This window comes from Chryseobacterium echinoideorum (assembly GCF_007474535.1).
In the GTDB taxonomy this organism is placed as follows: Bacteria; Bacteroidota; Bacteroidia; order Flavobacteriales; family Weeksellaceae; genus Chryseobacterium; species Chryseobacterium echinoideorum.
Genome location: NZ_VKNW01000010.1, coordinates 72,689 through 97,193 on the forward strand (window position 1 = coordinate 72,689; position 24,505 = coordinate 97,193).

Annotated in this window: 20 protein-coding genes and 1 tRNA gene; 15 read left to right on the top strand and 6 right to left on the bottom strand. The window is 34.1% G+C overall.

Translation table 11 applies throughout. From position 1 onward, the window contains the following. Positions 1–113: 113 nt before the first annotated feature. The 9 genes from ileS to FOL89_RS13650 all read left to right on the top strand — a co-directional run bounded on the left by ileS (position 114) and on the right by FOL89_RS13650 (position 9,281). The gene (gene ileS, locus FOL89_RS13610) at positions 114–3,503 is read left to right on the top strand and encodes an isoleucine--tRNA ligase (RefSeq protein ID WP_144283350.1); all 3,390 of its coding nucleotides are present in this window, start codon (positions 114–116) and stop codon (positions 3,501–3,503) included. 59 nt (positions 3,504–3,562) lie between these two features. Then, complete coding sequence (locus tag FOL89_RS13615; protein ID WP_089741706.1) at positions 3,563–3,943, top strand: TraR/DksA family transcriptional regulator; 381 nt, start codon at positions 3,563–3,565, stop codon at positions 3,941–3,943. Positions 3,944–4,029: 86 nt separating this feature from the next. After that, complete coding sequence (locus FOL89_RS13620; RefSeq protein ID WP_144283351.1) at positions 4,030–4,275, top strand: DUF6576 domain-containing protein; 246 nt, start codon at positions 4,030–4,032, stop codon at positions 4,273–4,275. Between the two features lie 15 nt (positions 4,276–4,290). After that, entirely contained in the window at positions 4,291–4,482 is a 192-nt protein-coding gene (locus FOL89_RS13625; protein WP_144283352.1) for a hypothetical protein, read from the top strand. Further along, complete coding sequence (locus FOL89_RS13630; RefSeq protein ID WP_144283353.1) at positions 4,482–5,123, top strand: lipoprotein signal peptidase; 642 nt, start codon at positions 4,482–4,484, stop codon at positions 5,121–5,123. Before FOL89_RS13625 ends, FOL89_RS13630 begins: the two co-directional genes overlap by 1 nt. A gap of 14 nt (positions 5,124–5,137) precedes the next feature. Next, positions 5,138–5,782, top strand: a complete 645-nt coding sequence (locus FOL89_RS13635) for a SanA/YdcF family protein (protein ID WP_144283354.1) — start codon at positions 5,138–5,140, stop codon at positions 5,780–5,782. Positions 5,783–5,985: 203 nt separating this feature from the next. Next, the gene (locus FOL89_RS13640) at positions 5,986–6,870 is read left to right on the top strand and encodes a cupin-like domain-containing protein (protein WP_144283355.1); all 885 of its coding nucleotides are present in this window, start codon (positions 5,986–5,988) and stop codon (positions 6,868–6,870) included. Between the two features lie 381 nt (positions 6,871–7,251). Next, positions 7,252–7,662, top strand: a complete 411-nt coding sequence (locus FOL89_RS13645) for a BrxA/BrxB family bacilliredoxin (protein ID WP_144283356.1) — start codon at positions 7,252–7,254, stop codon at positions 7,660–7,662. Positions 7,663–7,760: 98 nt separating this feature from the next. Further along, positions 7,761–9,281 (top strand): GH3 auxin-responsive promoter family protein, encoded by a 1,521-nt coding sequence (locus FOL89_RS13650; protein ID WP_144283357.1) that lies wholly within the window; start codon positions 7,761–7,763, stop codon positions 9,279–9,281. Here FOL89_RS13650 and menD read toward each other — a convergent pair whose 3' ends face one another. Further along, on the bottom strand, positions 9,282–10,958 hold the full coding sequence (menD, locus tag FOL89_RS13655) for a 2-succinyl-5-enolpyruvyl-6-hydroxy-3-cyclohexene-1-carboxylic-acid synthase (protein ID WP_144283358.1): 1,677 nt from the start codon (positions 10,956–10,958) through the stop codon (positions 9,282–9,284). It abuts the gene before it with no gap. A gap of 87 nt (positions 10,959–11,045) precedes the next feature. On the opposite strand from menD, the gene FOL89_RS13660 reads away from it, so the two are divergent. Both FOL89_RS13660 and FOL89_RS13665 read left to right on the top strand, forming a co-directional pair. Next, complete coding sequence (locus FOL89_RS13660; protein ID WP_144283359.1) at positions 11,046–11,996, top strand: isopenicillin N synthase family dioxygenase; 951 nt, start codon at positions 11,046–11,048, stop codon at positions 11,994–11,996. Between the two features lie 209 nt (positions 11,997–12,205). Beyond that, the gene (locus tag FOL89_RS13665; protein ID WP_144283360.1) at positions 12,206–12,967 is read left to right on the top strand and encodes a DDE-type integrase/transposase/recombinase; all 762 of its coding nucleotides are present in this window, start codon (positions 12,206–12,208) and stop codon (positions 12,965–12,967) included. A gap of 664 nt (positions 12,968–13,631) precedes the next feature. Here FOL89_RS13665 and FOL89_RS13670 read toward each other — a convergent pair. The 3 genes from FOL89_RS13670 to FOL89_RS13680 all read right to left on the bottom strand — a co-directional run bounded on the left by FOL89_RS13670 (position 13,632) and on the right by FOL89_RS13680 (position 16,009). Continuing rightward, entirely contained in the window at positions 13,632–14,534 is a 903-nt protein-coding gene (locus FOL89_RS13670) for a tetratricopeptide repeat protein (RefSeq protein WP_144283361.1), read from the bottom strand. Between the two features lie 214 nt (positions 14,535–14,748). Beyond that, positions 14,749–15,627: an IS982 family transposase gene (locus FOL89_RS13675; protein ID WP_144283362.1), complete on the bottom strand. Its 879-nt coding sequence runs from the start codon at positions 15,625–15,627 to the stop codon at positions 14,749–14,751. A 308-nt stretch (positions 15,628–15,935) separates the two neighbouring features. Further along, positions 15,936–16,009: transfer RNA gene (locus tag FOL89_RS13680), tRNA-Asn, on the bottom strand. A 540-nt stretch (positions 16,010–16,549) separates the two neighbouring features. Here FOL89_RS13680 and FOL89_RS17725 point away from each other — a divergent pair. Both FOL89_RS17725 and FOL89_RS13690 read left to right on the top strand, forming a co-directional pair. Then, positions 16,550–17,521, top strand: coding sequence for a hypothetical protein (locus FOL89_RS17725; RefSeq protein WP_228444922.1), 972 nt, complete (start codon positions 16,550–16,552; stop codon positions 17,519–17,521). Positions 17,522–17,573: 52 nt separating this feature from the next. After that, positions 17,574–19,229 (top strand): 3-coathanger stack domain-containing protein, encoded by a 1,656-nt coding sequence (locus FOL89_RS13690; protein ID WP_185146982.1) that lies wholly within the window; start codon positions 17,574–17,576, stop codon positions 19,227–19,229. A gap of 53 nt (positions 19,230–19,282) precedes the next feature. Here FOL89_RS13690 and FOL89_RS13695 read toward each other — a convergent pair whose 3' ends face one another. Together FOL89_RS13695 and rho are read right to left on the bottom strand one after the other, a co-directional pair. Then, positions 19,283–19,879 (bottom strand): superoxide dismutase, encoded by a 597-nt coding sequence (locus FOL89_RS13695; protein WP_144283364.1) that lies wholly within the window; start codon positions 19,877–19,879, stop codon positions 19,283–19,285. A gap of 151 nt (positions 19,880–20,030) precedes the next feature. Next, the gene (gene rho, locus FOL89_RS13700) at positions 20,031–21,860 is read right to left on the bottom strand and encodes a transcription termination factor Rho (RefSeq protein ID WP_144283365.1); all 1,830 of its coding nucleotides are present in this window, start codon (positions 21,858–21,860) and stop codon (positions 20,031–20,033) included. Positions 21,861–22,005: 145 nt separating this feature from the next. On the opposite strand from rho, the gene FOL89_RS13705 reads away from it, so the two are divergent. Continuing rightward, complete coding sequence (locus FOL89_RS13705; protein WP_144283366.1) at positions 22,006–22,395, top strand: DUF4293 domain-containing protein; 390 nt, start codon at positions 22,006–22,008, stop codon at positions 22,393–22,395. Positions 22,396–22,665: 270 nt separating this feature from the next. Then, entirely contained in the window at positions 22,666–24,504 is a 1,839-nt protein-coding gene (locus FOL89_RS13710; RefSeq protein ID WP_144283367.1) for an ABC transporter ATP-binding protein, read from the top strand. Position 24,505 lies beyond the last annotated feature (1 nt).

Consider the following 24,505-nt stretch of genomic DNA (forward strand, 5'->3'; position numbering starts at 1 on the left):
GTTTGAATTTTTGTGTTTTTTTAAAAAAAGCAATCAAAATAAACATATATTATAAACCGTTAAAATTCACTAAATTTGCCAACTTAATTAATCAACGAAATTGAGAAATTACAATGAGCCAATTTAAAGAATATAAAAACCTCAATCTTATAGACGTAGCCGAAAATGTTTCGGAGTTCTGGAAAGCAAATGACACTTTTGCAAAAAGTGTGGAAACACGTCAGGGAAATCCTGAGTTTGTGTTTTACGAAGGACCGCCTTCAGCCAACGGAATGCCCGGAATTCACCACGTTATGGCAAGAGCATTGAAAGATATTTTCTGTCGTTACCAAACGCAGAACGGAAAGCAGGTTTTCCGTAAAGCAGGTTGGGACACGCACGGACTTCCCGTAGAATTAGGAGTTGAAAAAGAACTTGGAATCACAAAAGAAGATATTGGCAAAAAAATTTCGATTGAAGATTACAACAAAGCTTGTCGTGAAGCAGTAATGCGCTACACGGATGTTTGGAACAACCTTACCGAGAAAATCGGATATTGGGTAGATTTGGAAGATCCATATATCACGTACAAATCAAAATACATGGAAACCGTTTGGTGGTTGCTAAAGCAATTGTACAGCAAAGAATTGTTGTATAAAGGTTACACAATACAACCGTATTCTCCAAAAGCAGGAACCGGACTTTCTTCTCACGAGCTAAATCAGCCGGGAACTTACCGTGATGTTACCGACACTACAATTGTTGCCCAATTTAAAGTTAAAAAAGATTCTTCAGAATTATTCAACGATGTTGACGGAGATGTAAACATTTTAGCTTGGACGACAACTCCGTGGACTTTACCTTCAAACACAGCTTTGGCGGTAGGAAGAGATATTGAATATGTTGTAGTGAAAACTTTCAACCAATATACTTTTGAGCCTATAACCGTTGTTTTAGCAAGAGTTTTATTGGAGAAAAATTTCGGTAAAAAATTCGTAGAAGGAACTGATGAAGATTTGTCAAATTATACTTCAGACAGCAAAACTATACCCTATAAGATTCTAAAAGAATTTACCGGAGAAAAGTTAGCCGAAACTCAATACGAGCAATTAATTCCTTGGTTTACCCCAAATGAAAATCCTGAGAAGGCATTCAGAGTGATTATCGGAGATTTCGTAACAACGGAAGACGGTACAGGTATCGTACACATCGCTCCTACCTTTGGTGCAGATGATGCAAGAGTTGCTAAAGAAAACGGAGTTCCGCCAATGTTGGTGAAAGATGAAAATGACAATCTGGTTCCCCTTGTTGATTTGCAGGGTAAATTTATTAAAGGAAAAAATATTCCTGAATTATTTTCAGGAAAATATATTAAAAACGAATATTACGATGAAGGAACTGCTCCTGAAAAGTCTTGGGATGTAGAACTTGCCATTTTGCTGAAAACAGAAAACAAAGCTTTCAAAGTAGAGAAATATGTTCACAGCTACCCACATTGCTGGAGAACCGATAAACCTGTATTGTACTATCCGCTTGATTCATGGTTTGTGAAAATGTCTCAGGTGAAAAACCGTTTGGTAGAACTCAACGAAACCATCAACTGGAAACCGAAATCTACAGGAGAAGGTCGCTTCGCAAACTGGCTTGAAAATGTAAACGACTGGAATCTTTCCCGATCAAGATATTGGGGAATCCCATTGCCAATCTGGAGAACAGAAGATCTGAAAGAAGAAAAAATCATCGGTTCTGTAGAAGAATTATATAATGAAATTGAGAAATCTATCGCTGCAGGATTGATGACAGAAAATCCGTTCAAAGGTTTTGAAATCGGAAATATGTCTGAAGAAAATTATTCTTTGGTTGATTTACACAAAAACATCGTTGATAAAATCGTTTTAGTTTCAGACTCAGGAAAAGCAATGAACCGTGAAAGCGATTTGATCGATGTTTGGTTTGATTCCGGAGCGATGCCTTATGCACAATTACATTATCCTTTTGAAAACAAAGAATTAATTGATAACAATAAAGCATTCCCAGCAGATTTTATTGCTGAAGGCGTTGACCAAACTCGTGGATGGTTCTATACACTTCACGCGATCGGAACAGCAGTGTTTGATTCAGTTGCTTATAAAAATGTGATGAGTAACGGACTTGTTTTGGATAAAAACGGTCAGAAAATGTCCAAACGCCTCGGAAATGCAGTTGATCCGTTTGAAACTCTTGCAGTTTACGGACCGGATGCAACGCGTTGGTATATGATTTCAAACGCAAATCCTTGGGAAAACCTGAAATTTGACATCGAAGGAATTGATGAGGTAAGAAGAAAATTCTTCGGAACTTTATACAATACTTATTCATTCTTCGCTTTATATGCGAATGTTGACGGATTTAATTATTCTGAAAAAGAAATTGAAAACAGACCGGAAATCGACCGTTGGATCTTATCTGAATTAAATCTTTTAATTAAAGAAGTAAAAGCATTCTACGAAGATTATGAACCGACAAAAGTGGCAAGAGCAATCAGCACTTTTGTGAATGATAATTTAAGTAACTGGTACGTAAGATTGTGCAGAAGACGTTTCTGGAAAGGAGATTATTCTGATGACAAAATCTCAGCTTACCAGACTTTATATACCTGTCTGGAAACGGTTGCTAAATTATCTGCACCAATTGCTCCGTTCTTTATGGATCAATTGTATCAGGATTTGAATAAAGTAACAGGAAAAGACAGCAATGAATCTGTACATCTAACAGATTTCCCTGTTGTGAATGAAAGTTTAATTGACCAGGATTTGGTGGAAAAAACACATTTGGCGCAAAACATCACAAGTATGGTTTTCTCATTGAGAAAAAAGGAAAACGTAAAAGTTCGTCAGCCGTTACAAAAAGTATTGATTCCTGTCTTGGATTCTAAAACTGAAGAACAGATTTTAGCAGTAGCAGAATTAATTAAACAGGAAGTTAATGTTAAAGAATTGCAATTAATCAATGCAGAAGAAGCATCTCATTTAATTGTAAAACAGATTAAACCGAACTTCAAAACATTAGGTTCGAGACTTGGAAAAGACATGAAAGTTGTTGGTAATGAAATCAATAACCTTTCAGCAGAGCAGATTGCTTCTTTAGAAAAAAATGGAAGCATCCATATTCAGGGATATGAAATTACAACAGCCGATGTTGAAATTTCTACAAAAGACATTCCGGGCTGGACGGTAACTTCTGACGGAAAAACAACTGTGGCATTAGATTTGAAGCTGACAGATGAATTAAAATCTGAAGGGATCGCAAGAGAGTTTATCAACAGAATTCAGAATATCAGAAAAGAAAAAGATTTTGAATTAACAGATAAAATCAGCATCATTTTGGAAGAAAACAATCCTTATCTTGAACAAATCAGACAAAATGAAGAATATATTTCATCTGAGGTGTTGTCAAACAAAATAGAAGTTGTATCTTCACTTTCAAATTTTAACGAAATCGACATTGATGACCAAAATTTTAAAGTGAATGTTGAAAAAAATTAATATTTAATTGTTGTTTTTTCAAATTCCAATTTATAATTTTATTAAAAAGAAAAAGAGCCATGCAAGACGAAAGAGTGCGATACAGCGACGCTGATTTACAGGAATTTAAAAAAGTAATTAAAGAAAAAATAGATAAAGCTGAGAGAGATCTTCAGCTGATCAGAGAGAGTTTCATTAATGACCAGAATAATGGCACAGATGATACCTCACCTACATTCAAAGCTTTTGAAGAAGGTGCTGAAACATTGAGTAAAGAACAGAATTCTATTCTTGCCGGAAGACAGGAGAAGTTTGTACGTGATCTGAAAAATGCGCTGATCAGGATTGAAAACAAAACATACGGCATCTGCAGAGTGACCGGAAAGCTGATTCCGAAAGAAAGGCTTCTTGCCGTTCCGCACGCTACACTAAGTATTGAAGCTAAAAATATGCAGAGATAATTATTTTATCTTATTTTTGTAAATAATTAATTGGGTTTATATAATGTTTTTACAGCATTTTATAAACCTATTTTTTAATTATAACTATGAATGAGTTTTTGATTTTAGTCGTGATCGTTGCTGCAGTTTTGGTGTTTTTTAACAGAGAAAAACTAAAGCAGAGGTTTTTTCCTGAAAAGGAGAAAAATTACACGATTGACGATAAATTTAATTCTGACAAGCGCGAAAGAGAGAAGGAAATAGACAGACTTCTTAGTAAAATGGGTAAAAACGGAATCAATGACCTCTCTGCAAAAGAGAGAAAAAGACTTGATGAACTTTCCCGTAAATAATTTTAAAATTGAACAATGGAATCTATCATCGTACACACCAAAAATTCTATGGAAATGAATGCGCTCAAAAGCGTATTGAAGGAAATGGGAATTAAATATGAAAAATTTCACACCAAAAATACTTTTCACAATCAGAAAACGATTAAAAAAGTAATTGATAAGAAAAACGAAAAAATAAATAAACCTTCAAAACCAAAAGGACTGTAATGAAGAAGATTGCTTTGGTAACCTTTCTTATCTTATTGATAGATCAGGCTTCTAAAATTTATGTGAAAACAAATTTCCAGCTTAATGAAAGCATTCCCGTAATTAATGGCTTTTTTAATAAAACTTTTGTTGAAAATCCCGGAATGGCGTATGGCTTTCACTTCGGAGGAATTATTGGCAAATACTTTCTTGTGATTGTTCGTTTGTTTCTGATTGGCGGAATGATCTATCTCTTTAAAAAATGGCTGAAAAGAGGAGAATCTAATTATCTCCTGATTCCAATGGCTATGATTTTCGCAGGAGCCATCGGAAATTTAATCGACGGAATGTTCTATGGTTTAATATTCGACAGCGGAACCGTCTTTGATGAAAATACCGGAAGATGGATCGGCTATGGCGGAGTTTCCAAATTGGTTCCTTTCGGCGAAGGATATTCTGCGTTTATGAAAGGCTGTGTGGTAGATATGCTGCATTTTCCTATTGTAGACTGGAATGTACCTGAAAGCTGGCCTCTGATTGGCGGAAAGCACATTGAGTTTTTTAAATATATTTTTAATATTGCCGATTCTGCAATCACTGTAGGAGCTGCACTATTGTTAATTTTCAGGAAAAAAGCATTTCCAAACGGATTGGAATTCTAAAATATCCTCACAAGATGAAAAAAATACTGAAAAACTTTTTAAAATTTTTCCTGCTTCTTTTTGTGGCAGGATTTATTTTTGTTGTATTTGCTAATTACAGCATTAAAAAAAGTACCGAACCTTTTCTATATGATACCATTTCACCGATTCCGCAAACTAAAACTGCAATACTTTTAGGAACAAGCAAAACACTGAGTAACGGTTATCCGAATGCGTATTTCACCAACCGTATAAAAGCGGCGGCAGACTTATATAAAAGCGGGAAAATTCAATACATCATCGTAAGCGGTGACAACAGCAGGAAAGATTACAACGAACCTGAAGATATGCAGCAGGCTCTGATGCAGTATGGAATTCCACAGGATAAAATATTTCTTGATTTTGCAGGATTCAGAACTTTAGATTCGGTAGTAAGAGCCAAAGAAATTTTCGGTCAGAAGCAACTGATTATCATTTCGCAAAAATTTCATAACGAAAGAGCAGTCTTTCTTGCCAGAAAAAACGGTATTGAAGCGTACGGCTATAATGCTGAAAATGTCAATAAATATGCTGGTTTAAAAACAAATCTCAGAGAATATCTTGCAAAATCTAAAGTTTACTGGGATCTTGTGTTTGGCGTGGATCCTAAATTTGGTGGTGATAAAGTTTTAATTCCGTAGTTTTCTTATAAAAACTTATGTTTTCAATTTCCGGGTACAGATTCTATTTTAAGACCGAAAATTAGAGCCATCAAAAATAGTTTTTCATAATGATCATCATTTTAAAGTAAATAAAAAGTGATAATCTTCATAGATTAAAAACATCTTAAACAAGCTCGGATATTTATTTATTTAATATTTTTGTAACATAAAATTTATACGAAATGGGGGTTATTTTAAAACCTATTGATATAGTAGATGATATTTCGAAAGAAGATTTCTTTGAAAAATATCTCAAGCCGAGAAAACCACTGGTTATCAGAAACATGGCAAGAAAGTGGCCAGCTTATCAAAAATGGACGATGGAATACATGAAAGAGGTCGTAGGTGATGTCACTGTTCCTTTATATGACAGCTCCAAAGCAGATCCTGCCGCTCCGATTAATGCTCCTACTTCAGAAATGAAATTTGCAGATTACATAGATCTCATTCAAAGAGAGCCTACCGATTTACGAATTTTCTTTTTTGATCCTATTAAAAAGGCAAACAAGCTTCTGGAAGACTATATCTCACCTAAAGAATTGATGGGAGGTTTTCTGGATAAATTTCCTTCTATGTTCTTTGGAGGAAAAGGGTCTGTGACATTTTTGCATTATGATATAGATTTAGCACATATCTTTCACACTCATTTTAATGGCAGAAAACACATTCTGCTTTTTGACTATAAATGGAAAGACAGGTTATACAAATTACCATATGCAACCTATGCCCTTGAAGATTTTGATATTTCAAATCCTGATTTTGAAAAATTTCCGGCATTGGACGGTGTTGAAGGGATTGAATGCTTTTTGGAGCATGGGGACACCTTGTTTATGCCTACAGGATGGTGGCACTGGATGAAATACTTAGATGGAAGCTTTTCTATTTCTCTTCGTGCCTGGGATAAATCATGGGCAGTGAAGACCAAATCTCTTTACAATCTGACTATTCAGAGAAATCTGGATAATTTTATGAAAGCAAGATTCAAGAAAAAATATATGGACTGGAAAGAGAAAAAAGCTGTCGAAAGAGCCAACTATGCCTTAAAAAAAGGTTTACCTAGAAAATAAACATCTGAAATATAACTAAACCCGAAACATCTGTTCGGGTTTTTTTGTAAATATCTTTGCCAATGTTCTCCATGTAATTCTAAAAACTGTAAATAAAAACCATTGGTAAAGCGGAGGGAAATTACAATGTTATCAGAACTCAAATGTTCCTACAATTTAATTAATAAAGTTCTTTTCATGGAAATCGTTTTCAGAATCATTTCAAATTTAATAAAATAATTTCAATATATGTGGTATTATGATAAATATTTAATGAAAATTTTATATATAATTCATAACAGTTCAGTACTTTATTCTTTCTTTATACCATTCTAATAGTTAATATTAATTATCCAAAGCAAATGAAAATTTGTAAATTTGCAATAATAAAACTTATAAAAAATGTATCCAACAGATTTAGTAATGCCGATGAAGGCTGAACTTACAGATAAAGGTTTTGAAGATTTGGCAACACCGTCACAGGTAGAAGATGCTTTAAAAAAATCAGGAACTACCCTTTTGGTAATCAACTCTGTATGCGGTTGTGCAGCAGGAGCGGCAAGACCAGGAGTTGTATATTCTTTAACAGGAGACAAAAAACCCGATCACTTAACAACCGTTTTTGCAGGGTATGACACTGAAGCAGTTGCAGAAGCAAGAAAACACTTGGCACCGTTTCCTCCAAGTTCGCCATGTGTAGCTCTTTTCAAAGATGGAGAATTGGTTCACATGCTGGAAAGACATCATATCGAAGGAAATCCTGCAGGTGCTATTGCAGCTAACCTTCAGGCAGCTTATAATGAATACTGCTAAATTTCAGCACTTAAAATAAATCAAACCGTTACAATTTTGTAGCGGTTTTTTTGAGGAAAGCATGCGCAGGAAATTCAAATATTATTATATTTGTCGTAATGGCAACCAAAGCACTTTTCAACACCGTCGTCAACTGGTTTATTCGTCAAAGAATTGATCAGATTCAGAATTTCATGAAGTATCCTGTAGAAACTCAGAAAGGAATACTTTTCTCTCAATTGTTTCATGCAGAAGATACGGAATATGGCAAAAAATATGGTTTTAATTCTATTTCGAGCTATCAGGATTTTAAAAATAAAGTTCCGGTAGTCACTTATGAGGATTTTGAACCTTACATCGAAAAAGCCAGACAAGGACAAAAAGATATAAGCTGGTCCGGATATATCAAACATTTTGCAAAATCTTCGGGAACTACCAACGCAAAAAGCAAATTTATTCCTATTTCTTCCGAAAGTTTAGAATACTGCCATTTGAAAGCGGGCAAAGATATGGTTTCCATTTACGCCAACAATCATCCCGAAAACCAGCTTTTCACCAACAAAAACCTGCGTTTAGGCGGAAGTTCCGAGTTGTATGCAGATTTCAACACAAAATTCGGTGATCTCTCAGCAATTTTGATTGACAATCTTCCTTTCTGGGTAGAAATCACCACCACTCCGAGCAAAAAAGTTTCGCTGATGGGCGAATGGGAAAGTAAGCTGAATGCTATTGTTGCTGAAGTGAAAAATGAAGATGTGGGAAGTATTCTGGGCGTTCCCAGCTGGATGATGGTGCTTTTGCAAAGAGTTTTAAAAGAAACGAACGTCAACAGCGTCTCTGAGCTATGGCCTAATCTGGAAGTATTTTTTCATGGTGGAATCAGTTTTAAACCTTATAAAGACCAATACAAACCAATCATCGGAAAAAACATTAATTATTATGAAATTTATAATGCTTCCGAAGGATTTTTCGGGATTCAGGACAGATCAAATAGTGACGAAATGCTTCTGATGCTGGATTACGGAATTTTTTATGAATTTATTCCGATGGATCAGTTTCATCGTTCCAATCCGAAAGTTGTCTCTCTGGAAGACGTGGAAATCGGGAAAAATTATGCTATGGTGATTACCACCAATGGCGGACTTTGGAGATATTTAATTGGAGATACTGTTATTTTTACTTCTCTTGATCCTTTCAGAATAAAAATTACGGGAAGAACAAAGCATTACATCAACGCTTTCGGTGAGGAACTTATGATTACCAATGTAGAATCTGCCCTTACCAAAGCCTGTGAAGAGACCAATTCTTCTGTGACCGATTTTACCGGTGCTCCTATTTTTATGAAAGAAAACAAAAGCGGTGCCCACGAATGGATTTTTGAGTTTAGTAAACCACCGGAAAATCTTGACCTTTTTACTGATATTTTTGACCGTCATTTAAAATCAGTTAATTCTGATTATGAAGCCAAAAGATATAACAATATTACCCTAAATAAACCTGTTGTACACATTGCAAAACCCAATCTTTTCTATTGCTGGCTGGAATCAAAAGGAAAACTTGGCGGACAAAACAAAGTTCCGAGATTAAGCAACGACAGGGAATATATTGATCCTCTTCTTGAGCTTAATCATCAACAATAATTATATCTCTTTCAGAAAATTAAAGTAAGCTTTTTGTGTATCTGCATTGGTTTTCCCTTGAGTATTGACTTCAAGAATTTTAGGCTGAACATCCGGCTTGAAAAAGTTTGTTAAAACACGGTCGAGTGTTCCGTCATCATCCACCTTTACATAAGAGAATCCAAAATGTTTTGCTAAAAACTCAGCATTTTTTTGGTGTTTGGTTGAGATAAATTCGTCCACAGTATTTGAATTGGCATTTCCCGGACCGGGGATTATTTTAAAAATATTTCCTTCTCCGTTATTAAAAATAATAATTCTGGTGAATGGCGGAATATATTGGTTCCAAAGACCATTAATATCATAAAAAAAACTTAAATCTCCTGTCACTAACAAGGTCGGATTTGGATTTTTTATGGCAAAACCCATTGCTGTTGACGTTGACCCGTCAATTCCGCTGGTGCCTCTGTTGCAATAGACTTTTCTTTTTCCGAAGTCAAATAATTGTGCATACCGAATTGCCGAGCTGTTGCTGAAATGTAAATTATAGTTCTCCGGAACACTTTCTGAAAGACGGTTGAAAAAATAAAAATCTGAAAATTCAATTAAATTTAAAAAATCACGATGTTTCTTATCTTTTTTATCTCTTAATACATCCCAAAGGTTGTAAAAAGGTCTTGGTTCGAGGTTAATAAAATTCAGCAATTTTGAGAAGAAAACTTCAGGTTTTGTTTCAATTTTCTGCGTCAGAGAAAAATAAGTATCAGGTTGCCATATTTCGTCAAGATGCCAATGCTGTTTAGGTTTTGCAGCTCTCAGAAATTGCTTTACCTTTTTGGAAACTACATTTTGACCTACAGTAATTAATAAGTCCGGAGCGTAAGTTTTGAAATCCTGTTCTGTAAAACCGAAAATATAACGGTCGATATGTCTGAAAAATTTTTCGTGATAGAGATTAGAATTCACTTCCGTTAAAACCACCACAGAATGATTTTTCACCAATTGCGACAGTTGATTTTCAAGTTCCGGGCTGTAATTTCTTGTTCCCACCAAAATCATGATCCGCTGTGAAATGTTCCAGTCTGCAATAAGATCTGAAGGGATTTCATAGTCTTTTTGCTTAATAGTTTTCTCCACTACCGGAAAAGCAGGAAGTTCTGAAACCAAATCATATAAAGGTTCTTCCAGCGGAATATTGATATGAACCGGACCCATTTTTTCAAAACAAAGCTCAATCGCTTTTTTGATCGTTTCCGAATTGATGTCTTCTGCATTTTCTTGGGAGTCTTCCACCAACTGAAAGTCTCCGTAAGAATGTTGCTGAAAGAGATTCTTTTGGCGAATGGTTTGCCCATCGAAAAGATCTACGTAATCCGTAGGTCGGTCTGCTGTTAAAATCAGCAAGGGGATATTAGAGTAAAAAGCTTCTGTAACTGCGGGATAATAATTTGCTGCCGCAGAACCGCTTGTACAGGTAATTGCCATCGGTTTTTTCTCACTCATTGCCATTCCAAGAGCTACAAATGCTGCACTTCTTTCGTCTACAATACTGTAACAGTTGAATGCATCCATCTCTGAAAAATGAATTGCCAATGGCGCGTTTCTGGATCCCGGAGAAATAACAACATCTACAATACCATATTGCTGAAGAAGATTGGCAAGCACCTGAATACTTCGCTTGGAAGAATATTTTTTCATAAAGCAAATTTAACTTATAAATACTTAATTCTAAAATGATTTAATTCAAAAATGATGTAAATTAGCATCACGTAAAATTTCTATAAAATGGATAAAATACCTAGTGTAGACCTGCGTGATTTCCTTTCGGGTGACCCGGAACGCAAACAGAAATTTGTAAATGAAATCGGAAAAGCTTACGAAGAAATTGGTTTTGTTGCCTTAAAAGGACATTTCCTGGATGATAAGCTTGTGAGTGAATTGTATGGCGAGGTGAAAAACTTTTTTGATCTTCCCGTAGAAACCAAACAAAAGTATGAGATTCCGGGAATTGGAGGACAAAGAGGTTACGTGGGTTTTGGAAAAGAAACCGCAAAAGGATTTAAAAAAGGAGATTTGAAAGAGTTTTGGCATTTCGGACAGTACGTTTCGGATGACTCAAAATATAAGAGTCAATATCCTGACAATGTAACGGTTGAAGAGCTTCCAAAATTCAATGAAGTAGGTAAAGAGACTTACCAGATGCTCGAAAAGACAGGAAAATATGTTTTGAGAGCTTTAGCTTTATATCTTGGTCTTGATGAGTTTTATTTTGATGATAAAATTGCAGAAGGAAATTCTATTTTAAGACCTATCCATTATCCGCCAATTACGGAAGAACCGGACGATGCTGTAAGAGCTGCTGCACACGGAGACATTAACCTCATCACTCTTTTGATGGGTTCTCAGGGAAAAGGGCTTCAGGTTCAAAATCATAAAGGAGAATGGATTGATGCGATTGCAGAACCAGATGAACTGATGATTAATGTTGGAGATATGCTATCCAGACACACCAACAATAAACTAAAATCTACCATTCACAGAGTGGTAAATCCGCCAAGAGAACTGTGGGGAACTTCAAGATACTCTATACCTTTTTTCATGCATCCTGTAAGTGAAATGTCACTGAATGCTCTTGAAAACTGTATTGATGAAAACCATCCCAAACTGTATGAAGATACAACAGCCGGTGAATTTTTACATGAACGATTAATTGAGTTGGGATTGATTAAAAAATAATTTCAAAACCGGGCTTTTCAGTCCGGTTTTTTATTTACTTATCTAAGTAACTTATTAAACTATAAGATATCTTGATGATTTCAAAAAGGCAATATTCATTTTGGTTAAGTGATAGGAAATTCGCTTGTAACACTTCACTGGTCGGACAATGCTTCAAAAGATGACCCAAGCAGATTTCTAACAGAGAAATTTCCATCCTCAAAAAATATATGAATCTGAGCAAACACAAAACATGGTGCATTCGTTCCATTTGGGGAAAGGCAATTCGGGATGGAGTAGTATCTATGGCGGAGTCAACTTGGTACAAATACACTAGAAAGCTCGGATATTCCGAAGTCAGAAAACCTAAGAAGAAACCAAGAAAGAAAGGATCTTATAATGCAAAACGACCGAATGAGACTTGGCATATGGATATTTCCCAATATAAAACTTTGGATAATATTACCTTCTACATTTACACCGTGGTCGACAACTTTTCTCGAAAGATTCTGTCTTGGGATATTTCTACCAAGAAATGCTCGAAGATCAGAATGGAAACCGTAAAGCAAGCCATCAAAAATGAATTTGATGTAGATCTCAAAGATCAAAATCTTGAACTTATTGTAGATGGCGGAAGTGAAAACAATAACAAAACGATTGCTGAATTTATTAAAAATTGCCACGTCAACATCAGTAAAAAGATCGCTTTGAAAGATGTTACTTTTTCTAATTCCATTGTGGAGGGACCTTACAAGATTATGAAATCCTATTACTTCCGCTTCAAAGAAATATTGTCTACAACCATTTATCAGGAGCTAAAATTCTTTATTGAGGATTACAATTTTAACCGACCTTGTTACAAACACAAGATTTACACTCCAAATGAAGTTCATAATAATCCTGAACTGGCAAACTTCAAACTGGTTTTAGAAAATTCTAATCAACAGAGGTTGGAAGAAAACCGCAATTTCTGCTGTAAAATTTCTGCGTAATCCAAAGAATGATACTATAGAATGTTTATCTTTTAATCTTTCCAGAATTCACCTTTTTTTTCTCTAAAATATCAAAGATCATTTTCTCTTTTAAAACATTCTGAAAAATCAGATGTTCAAATATCCTTTTTTCTTATAAATTCTTTCTAAAAAGAATCATTTGAATTCTGCACCAAAGCATTCGAATTTTCGAATGCTTTGATATAGAATCTCTTACATTGTTTTAACTTTTGTAACTGTCTTCTTTTCAGAAGCTTGGTTGTTTCTCAAAACCCTCTGTTTTTTTATTGGGTTAATAGGGAGCCAGCCATCCCAAAATTTACCTCCAGCTATTGATGAAGAAAACGCAACATTCTATATAAGCTATAGTATATTATTCTACATCATAATAAAACCAATATTCAGGGCTATAATCTGCGCAACTACTAAATAAATATGTATTGAATGATATTTTAAATCTATATTTACCTTTGTTTGAAAAAGGAAAATGCTCTCTAATATCAATGTAATAATCAACAATTTCACCTCTTTTTATTTTTTTTAGCTTCCCAAAACAGTTTTTATTACAATTGAAATCTGAGGACATATAAGATAATGAATTAAAATAATTATTTTCTACATCATAAAACTCTATATCATGAATATAAGCATCTTATATACACATCTAAAAGAGACAAAGCGGACCAAAATTATTTTTAATTGTATGATTTTGGGTTTCAATGGTAATAAGAACATCATAATTTTTCTGAAGTTTTGCCATATCCCGAATATACTTTAAGAATAAGGGATCATTTTTTTCTACTGTATTAAAATAATTTACAGCTTTATTGAGAGCCTCAGTATTATTTTTCTGTTTTCTTAGTTTCTGAAATGAAAGTTTATAAAGTTCCCGGATATGAGGTTTCCGATCCTTTGAATAAGGCTTGGTAATTAATTTATTTAATCTTACCTCTAATTGACTAACAGTATCTTCGGAGAATCTTTTCTTAAACTTTTTTTGTTCTAATTTTCTATAATTTTTTAATGCGGTATTTTGCTTAGGATTTTGCGTGTCCGCATTTGCATCTAAAAGCCGGATAATTTTCGCATACTGCTTTTGAACATTTATGTTGTTAGGATGGTTATTTACAAATGTTTCATATTTTTGTTTTACTTCAGAAAGTAAACGACCATTAAAGTTTACAAGATTCTTGACCTTTTTATTACCCAAACAAGCTCTAAAATATTCATTATATAACCTTTGTTTAAGTTCTACATTATTCGGATTCTGCAAAAGAGCACCCTTAAAAAGAAGAATAACTTGCCATTCTTTGTTCTTTTGAGACAATATAACTTTTCTCATTCCATCATATGCTCGTATTTCATTCGGAAACTGAGAAATAATCTGTTGATATATCTGCCTAGCTTGATTATATTTTTTTTGCTTTCTAAGACTTGCAGCCTGTTTTAATAGCACATTTACATTGTTATTTTGATATTCAGATCTGTTTTTAGAAAATAAAATACTCGGAAAGAGTAGTGTAAAAATCCCCATAGAAGCTAAGGATAGAAATTTTTTTCTATTCATCTTTTGTGATCGTTATAATAGTTTCAATTAAAAAAGAAGGAGAAGACAGGATTACTGGGCCTGTATCGTGGTACCTCATGGGTTATAAATTCAATTGTTTGACTTCTCCTTTGATTGTAAAATTAAAACATTTTTTATTTCAAGCAAATAAAATTGTGATTTTTTGCATAATATTTATAAAATTAAATTTTTATATAACATACCCGTAGTGCATTTAGGTAATATTGATTTTTAAATTATTGATATTCCTATTTGCATTTCTATTTATTGTTTGAATCATAGTAAGCGTTACTATTTTTGAGAGTATCCTCGTTTTAAAACCTAAAAAACTTTTGGCGTAATTTCTTCTGATCATAAACTGATCACAAAGTTGAGAGAATAAAGTTTCTATCCTCTTTCTGGACTTCCGTATTATGTGAGGCTGAATTTTATAATTTTTTTGATTCTTTCTCATTGGAACTTCCAGCTTTATATTATGTGATGTAAACAAGTCTAATTGGTATTCCGCAGACAAATATCCTTTATCACCCAAGATTGTACAATTTTCAATTTGTTGCTTTATATCTTTCAGAAAATGAATATCATGCACCGAGGCAGGGCTAATATCCAAACTCTGAAATACTCCTTCTGTTGAGCAAACCGCATGAAGTTTATAGCCATAGTAATGCATTTTCTGTGAAGCACAATAACCTCTGTTTGGCAGCGCATAATCTGTTTCTTTACATATTCTACTACGTGAACTTCTTGATAATTTGCAGACCTCTAATGGCATGCTGTCTACAACAAAATACTTTTCAGACCCATTAAACCTTTCCGCCAATAATTTTCTAATCCGTTCCATATGGTCAAACAGCTTCCTTTTTCTTCTATTGTAAACGCTCCGTTCGATAAGTGATTTGATTTCAGCAGGTAAGATTCTGAAAGGCTGATGCTCACTATCGATACTCATATATTCAGAAGTCAGATTTATTGCGATTATCCTTAAATCCGTTAACTTGGGTTTTCGTATCTGAAATAAAAAATTCTCGCTATCTAATTCTAATTTCTTCAATTCTTCTAAAATTTTCTCGTAATTTGCCGTAAAGTTGTGCATTGAATTGTCTGTGTGGTAACTACAATTTACTGCTTTCTAGCAGCTTGCACAACTTTTATTTAAGCTAACCCAAATGCACCACGGGTATAACGTATCTTCATTTAACATACCACATAAAACTCCGATGGAAAACCAATCGGAGTTCATTTTTAATCCTTCTTACAGAATTTGGTAAGATAATCTCAACTTGGAGCAGAAGACACACTAGTCACTTGGAGGTTTTGAAACTGATCTAAAATGTTGTACAAAAGTTGCAGCCAAAAATAAAAAAAACACCTACATTTCTGTAAGTGCCTGATCTTAATTAGCTCCTCCTGCTGGGCTCGAACCAGCGACCCTCTGATTAACAGTCAGATGCTCTAACCAACTGAGCTAAGGAGGAATGTCATTGTTTTTAAGTGGTGCAAATATAAAATGAAAAATAATATCTGGCAAATATTTTTTCTCTAAAACAGCAGCAAAGCATTTATAATACTAACTTTCAGGAAATTAAATTTCATCTTTTATTTCGATGATTGATTAAATAATGTAAACTAAATTATATTAAATTTGATTGAATTGGATAATTATTTTAAAAGCTATACAAATATTAAGTAAATATAAACAACAATAGAAAAGATTAAGATCTACTGTAAGATACAGACAAGCTCCGATACATATAAACTCCAACCTTCTGATCTCAGAAAAAATATTTTCGTAATAAAATTTTGCTATATTTGTTTCAAAGACTAATATAAACTCAAATTTATTACACCATGACATATTCGTTTACACACATTCGTATATTCAATTCGAATTACTTAAACTAATACTTCAAGCCTAAAAAGCTGTCAACCTTATAAGTTTCTTACTCTTTTATAAACAACATTATAAAAAGAGTGATAAGAACACGTATTAATCTAATCTTAATAAATAAACAACTATGAAAAAACAAATTGTAGCCTTAGCCTTTTTAGCTTCAACTGCATTATCTGCGCAACTATTTTCTCCAAATGGCGCACCTATCACTTCCAACCCATCAACAGAAAATGTAGGCATAGGTATATCTTCACCAAATTCCAAACTACATGTTAATGGAGATATAAATTCTACAGGCTGGAATTTACCGCAAAACTCAATTCTGAATATCGGATTTAATACTACCGATAAAACGAATGGTATTTCAAATTACGGTTTATCTTTATTAGGAATATATCCTACAGGAGTTCAGAATGACCAAGGTCCAGGTATCAATCTTTCCGGATATTTTGGTGTAAGCTTATCTACAGGTACCCAGGAAAGAATTAGAATTGATCGTTTAGGAAATGTCGGCATTAACACTCTAAACCCTGCAAGAAGACTGACGGTAAATGGTGACATTTATGCAATTGGAGGTTCTGCAATAAGCCTTCAAGATGACACTAGATTTAATGTTACAGCATCTGATGTTCCTGCACTTACTGGTACTGTATCTATGCCACATTATGGAATCTTATCTCCATCAGTATCTGGCGGTGCAGAACTATGGATGGCTGCATTTAAAGGGGTAAGAATATTTACAGGAGGTGAATCCAATCCTAAATTTTTTATTAACACAAATGGCAATGCTTACCTTCAGGGAAAATTTGAAGCCAAAGAAATAAAAGTAACCCTGACCCCTACCGCAGATTTTGTGTTTGAAGAATCTTATAATCTTCCAAAATTAGAAGATATAGAGAAGCACATTAAAGAAAAAAAGCATTTACCTGAAATTGCTTCTGCTAAAGAAATGGAAAAAGAAGGTGTAAATGTAGGTGAATTTCAAATTAAACTTTTGCAGAAAATTGAAGAATTGACTCTTTATACGATTGAACAGAATAAGTTGATTAAAGAACAGCAGAAGAGAATTGAAATTCTAGAGAGCAAAAACAAATAATAATATGAAAACTAACATATATTTTATTCTAAGTCTTCTCACAACATTCTGTATGGGGAATATTACATATTCACAAACAGGATTGGGAAGCGACATTATTATTTGTCTTGATAATAGTGCTTCTATTGATTTTACAGAATTTAATGACATGACGACTTCTACAAATAACCTTATAGCTGGAGTACTTAATTGCAACCCAAATAATAGAGTTTCAGTTGTTCATTATGGCACAAATAAGTTAAATAATCCGGTCTTTCCAACATACGTACCTAGAATTTACATAGAATCAGATTTTACAAATAATATAGCAACAGCACAAAATTTCACAAGAAGATTATTTAATGGCGATCATTTTCATGAAGCTATAGGATTAATAGGAAATGCCATTGACCATATTTCAAATCTTAATATAGTTAGTCCCCAAACTACCTTAAATACAATATCTACTAGACCTTTAATAATATTTCTTTTTACAGATGCAGAAAGAGCATCCGGAGATATAACCGGTGGATCGTTTTTAGTTAGATTTGGTAACCCTCCTCCATCTATTGGAAACAACAATGCTTTCACAAATTTTACAGATTTCAAAAATAATAGAAATGCTCAATTTGTAGTAGTTCATATAAATAGTAGTAATATTGCTCAAGCTACCGCAGCAAGTATAGCAAGTCTGGGAGGAACATATATGGGGTCAAACATTGAGCTATATCCTGCAGATCCAGATAATGGGCAATTTCCCAGATTATACTTAAATAAAACAAACTTTATATTAACTAACACTGAACTATTAAACCTTACAAATAATATTTGCATTATTGGAACCGGAAGTATTCAGTTTTTATACGAACCTCATTCGTGTAAAGAAATTTCATATCCACTAAATGTTTCAGGAAATTATTTTGTTCCATCGGGTACAACTGTTACTAATTTTCAAATATCTTTGGTAAATACATTAACAGGCATCAACTACCCCACAACAGCTACAGTAACCTATCCTTTCGCCAATCAGTTTGAATTTAATATTAATCAAACAGACCTTACAAATCCGCAATCGGGTGAATATAATTTATTAATATCATTAACATATTCTAATGGAAGTTCAACTCAGACCATTTTTGCTAATAATTCTGCTACAGGAGTTCCGTTTGACATTAAGTTTTGCTGTTCTGACAATTTAGATATTACCACAGAAGTCGTTCCTTCATCTGTAGATATTCAAGCAGCAGCAAACAGTATTACGGCAAACAATATTATTCATAATGGAGCTACTGCGGTCTATCATGCTGGCAATTATGTTTCCTTGAAACCTAATTTTCACGCAAAAGCAGGTTCACAATTTCATGCTTATATTGAAGGATGCTCTACAATTATTACTAATAGGGAAAAAAATAGTAACGATGAATATTATTATTTTGATCCAGATGCTGATCCTAATAATTTGAAATCTATATCAAAAGAAAATATTACACTACAAAAAACATCTCAGATATCCCCTAATCCCAATAATGGCATATTTAAGATTATATTTAATAATACAAAGTCAGGTTCATTACAAATTATTAATATGAATGGGAAAATTGTAAATCAAAAATTATTTAAAAACGAAAAAGAACTTTTGATAAATATCCAATCTTTACCATCAGCTGCCTACATGGTAAAGATAATGTCTGATAATGAAAACTTTATAGAAAAAATAATAAAAAAATAACAACAAAAAAGGTTCAGAAAATTCTGAACCTTTTTAATTATATAAACTGAAGATTATTTATTAAATAATTCCTCAACTTTATCCCAATTCACTACATCGAAAAATGCTGTTACATAATCAGGTCTTCTGTTTTGATAGTTTAAATAATAAGCGTGCTCCCAAACGTCTAATCCTAAAACCGGAGTTCCTTTTACATCAGCAACCGGCATTAGTGGGTTATCCTGATTTGGAGTAGAGGTTACAGAAACAGATCCGTCTTCATTTTTTACCAGCCAAGCCCATCCTGAACCGAATCTTGTTTTGGCAGCATCAGAAAAATCATTTTTGAATTTTTCAAAACCACCGTAGTTTTCGATAGCAGCTTTTACACTTCCTACAGGCTCTTTACTACCACCCGGAGTTAAAATCTCCCAGAATAATGTATGATTAAAATGACCGCCTCCATTGTTTCTCACAGCCGGTTTTTCAGAACCGTTCTTACAAATATCTTCAATAGACTGACCTTCGAGATCGGTTCCTTCAATGGCTTTGTTTAAATTATCTACATAAGCCTGATGATGCTTAGAATGGTGTATCTCCATTGTTTTTGCATCAATTGTTGGTTCTAAAGCATCGTAAGCGTATCCTAATTTTGGTAATTCAAATGACATAATTTTGTTTTTAATGTTAATATGTAAATTTAGCCAATATTCAAGCCAAGTTCAAAAAAACGGGATTATTTTAATAAATCTTTAACATTGACAATAACAAAAACTAAAGCAGCCAAAAATTTGACTGCTTTAGTTTTTATAATTAAAAGTCTTATTTGTTCATCGACATCAAAAACTCTTCGTTATTTAAAGTTCCTCTGATATTTTTATTCACAAATTCCATTGCTTCCACAGGATTCATTTCAGAAAGATACTTTCTTAGAATCCACATTCTCTGGGTAGTGACATCATCCATCAACAGATCATCTCTACGCGTACTGGAAGCTACGAGATCAATCGCAGGATAAATCCGTCTGTTGGCAATTTTTCTGTCCAGTTGAAGTTCCATGTTTCCTGTACCTTTGAATTCTTCAAAAATAACTTCATCCATTTTAGAACCGGTATCAATTAGAGCCGTTGCAATGATGGTTAAAGATCCACCACCTTCAATTTTCCTTGCTGCTCCAAAAAATCTTTTCGGTTTATGAAGCGCATTGGCATCAACCCCACCGGAAAGCACTTTTCCGGAAGCAGGAGTTACCGTATTGTAAGCTCTTGCCAATCTTGTAATAGAATCCAGAAGAATTACCACATCATGTCCGCACTCTACCATTCTTTGGGCTTTTGCCAAAACAAGATTCGCTACTTTCACATGTTTATCGGCAGCTTCATCAAAGGTAGAAGCAATTACTTCTGCATTTACGCTTCTTTCCATATCGGTTACTTCTTCAGGACGTTCATCAATCAGAAGAACCATCATATAAACCTCAGGATGATTGGCAGCAATAGAATTGGCAATATCTTTCAGCAACATAGTTTTACCGGTTTTGGGCTGTGCAACGATCATTGCTCTCTGACCTTTACCAATAGGGGCAAAAAGATCAACTATTCTTGTAGAGATAGTGGAATTATTTCCTGCTAAATTAAATTTCTCTTCAGGAAAAAGCGGCGTAAGATATTCAAACGCAACTCTATCTTTGATGAAAGCTAAATCACGTCCGTTAACTTCAGTAGGTTTTAATAAAGAAAAATATTTTTCACCTTCTTTAGGCAGACGTACGATTCCTTTTACGGTATCTCCGGTTTTTAAACCGAAGTTTCTGATCTGAGCAGTAGAAACATACACATCGTCTGGTGAAGAAATGTAGCTGAAATCTGATGATCTCAAAAATCCGTAATTATCCGGTAAAATTTCCAGAACCCCTTCAATACTTACCATTCCGTCAAAACTGAATTCTTTTCTTGGTTCAGCTTCCTCCTGCTTTTCAGCATGTCTGTTCTGGTTGGGATTTTGATTTTGACCGGAATTTTGATTTTGATTCGGATTATTATTGTGATTCCTGTTCTGAGAATTTCCGTTATTCGGATTTTGGTGATTTTGACCTTTTGTATTCTGAGGCTGACCTTGTGGTCTTTTCGGTCTTTCTTCTTTTGGCTGAACAGGCTGAGAATCTGTATTCACCGGAGTTTCTGTTTTCTCCTGTATTTCGGTTTCTGTTTTGGGTGTGGCAGAAACTCTTTTTCTTTTTGGTTTGGGTGCGTTTGCAGGTTTTTCTTCGGAAATCTCTTTTACTTTATCCTCTTCAGTTGCTTCAGGAGATGGGATTTCTTCATTTTTAATTTCCTTTTCCGGAACTTCCTGTGTCTCCTTTTTTTCAATTTCAGCTTCCGGAGGTGTCTTTTTAGTCGTTCTTTTGGAGGCTGTTGCTTTTCTGGAGGTAGTTTTTACCGGTTTTTCTGCAGGTTCTTCTTCTTTCTTTTCAGAAACTTCCGTAGAGTTAAAATACTCTTTCGTTACTTTTGGATTGGAAGCCTGAAAATCTAAAATAGCAAAGATTTTGTCGTTTTCATTGCTTGTTCTTGCAACCTTCACGCCCAAATCTTTCAAGATTTTAGTCAATTCCGTTACGGATTTTGACCTTAACGTTTCTATGTTAAACATATTTTATGTAAAAATGTAATTAATTGTGAGTAAGAAAAGTAAGTCCGGTGACTTTTGTTTTCAAGTACATTGTATATTGCAAATCTACACTTATTTTTGAATTGTGCAAAATTTATATTATTTTTGCTTCTGAATTTTAAATTCTATGCTACAAAGAATACAAACAGTTTGGATTTTACTCGCAGTTTTAGGTGCAGTATTTCTCTATATAACAGGACAGGATGTTGAGGTTTTCGGAAGTTTCCCCGTAATTGATGCGGCTTCAATTGTTCTTGTTTTAGTTGGAGCATTCAGTTTATTCAGCTATAAAAACAGAAAAAGACAAATCATGCTCAATACATTCAGCATGATTATAAACGCTTTGTTGATTGGTATTTTGGTGTATTGGCTGCAAAATTTATCCGGAGGAATAGATTTTCCTGAGAAGGGTATTGAGCCGGTTTTTCCATCTGTTTCGGTAATTTGTTTGCTGATAGCAAATATTTTTATCAGAAAAGATGAGAGGCTCGTAAAATCTGTAGACAGACTCCGATAGCCTAACAACGATTTTTTGAGTGAGAACAGCTTCTTTTTTAGGAGCTGTTTTTTTTTAATTTAAAAAAAATATAGATCATTTTGAAATATCTTTTTATTTTCTAGCAACCTGCAACAATTTGCTGAAAGCTGCGACATATTTGAATTAGATAAATCTTAAGGAAAATTAACATGAGAAAAACCTCACTCCAAAACACAATAATAAAGTAAAGTTTGATTAAAAACGTCTAATCATTATATTTTAAGTAATTTTGCTATCCAATTTTATTGAATGAACGAATATAGAAAAATATTAAAATTCGCCAAACCTCATCAAAAATACATTTACGGAAGTTTGTTTTTCAATCTCTTGTATTCGGTATTTCAGATTGCTTCTTTAGGTACAATTCTTCCTGTTTTGGGTATGCTGTTTGGTACAATAAAACCAGAGAAATATGAATCTGCCCCTGTCTATTCAGGTGATATTCTGGATTTGTTTTCATACCTCAAAGACTATTCCAACTATTATATTCAGACTTTAGTTTCCGATTACGGAGCTCTTAAAGTTCTGGCATGGCTTTGCATCGTCACTGCATTTATGTTTTTTCTGAGAAATGTCTTCAGATATTTAGGATCTTTTCTTTTGATTAATTACCGTGTGGGAGTTACCAAAGATCTTAGAGGCGAAATGTACAGAAAAGTATTATCGTTGCCTGTTTCCTTTTTTACCGACAGCCGAAAAGGTGATATGATGTCTCGGATGTCGAATGATGTAGGTGATGTAGAAGGGAATATTTTAGGAAGCTTAGTTGAGCTCATCAATGCTCCTTTCATGTTAATAAGCACATTGATAACCCTATTTTGGTTAAGTCCTGAAATGACGCTTTTCTCTCTTTTGGTTTTACCTGTAATGGGAACTTTAATTGCTTTGATTGGTAAAAGCCTGAAAAAAGATTCGCATGAAGCTCAACACGAAATGGGAACCATATTTTCTATCGTTGATGAGACTTTGAAATCATCAAAGGTGATAAAAATTTTTAGTGCAGAGAAAATCATGAATTCCAGATTTATGGGTTCTATGCAAAAGTGGATCAACAGTTCTATCAGATTAGGAAGAAAGAAAGAATTAGCCTCTCCTATGAGCGAGTTTCTGGGTTCTGTAACTTTTCTGATTATTGCATGGTACGGCGGAAAGCAAATTATTGTAGATAAAAGCATTTCTCCTGCAGACTTTCTTGTATTTCTAGGCATTTTCTTCCAGATATTACCTCCGGTAAAAACCTTATCCTCTTCTATTTCTAATGTACAGAAAGGCGAAGCTTCACTTAAAAGAGTTCTGGAAATTCTGGAAGCTGATGTAAAAATTGAGGAAATTGCAGAACCTGTCTCTATTTCTACGTTGAATAATCATATTGAGTTTAAAGACATCGGTTTTTATTATGATAAATCTAATTTAATTTTAAAGAACTTTAATCTTACGATTCCTAAAGGAAAAACAGTTGCCCTTGTCGGACAAAGCGGAAGCGGAAAAACTACCATTGCCAATCTTCTTGCAAGATTTTATGATGTTTCCGAAGGTCAGATTTTAATAGATGACACGGATATCAAACACTTGAAACTTAAAGAATACAGAAAACTTCTGGGTATGGTTACTCAGGAATCTGTTTTATTCAACGATACGGTTTACAATAATATTCTGATGGGGAAACCCGAAGCGACAAGAGATGAAGTGATTGCCGCTGCTAAAATTGCGAATGCGGATACTTTTATTTCACAGCTTCCTAATAGTTATGAAACCAATATCGGAGATGACGGCGGAAAACTTTCCGGTGGCCAGAAACAACGGGTTTCTATCGCAAGAGCTGTTCTTAAAAATCCGCCGATTATGATTTTAGACGAAGCAACTTCTGCTTTGGATACAGAATCTGAAAAATTTGTGCAGGATGCCTTGGAAAAAATGATGGAAAACCGTACATCACTGGTTATTGCTCACCGACTTTCAACCATTCAGAAAGCTGACTGGATTGTCGTAATGGAAAAAGGTGATATCGTGGAACAGGGAAGTCATCAAGAGCTAATGGCTCAAAAAGGTGTTTACCATAAATTGGTGGAACTTCAGAATTTTGACTAAA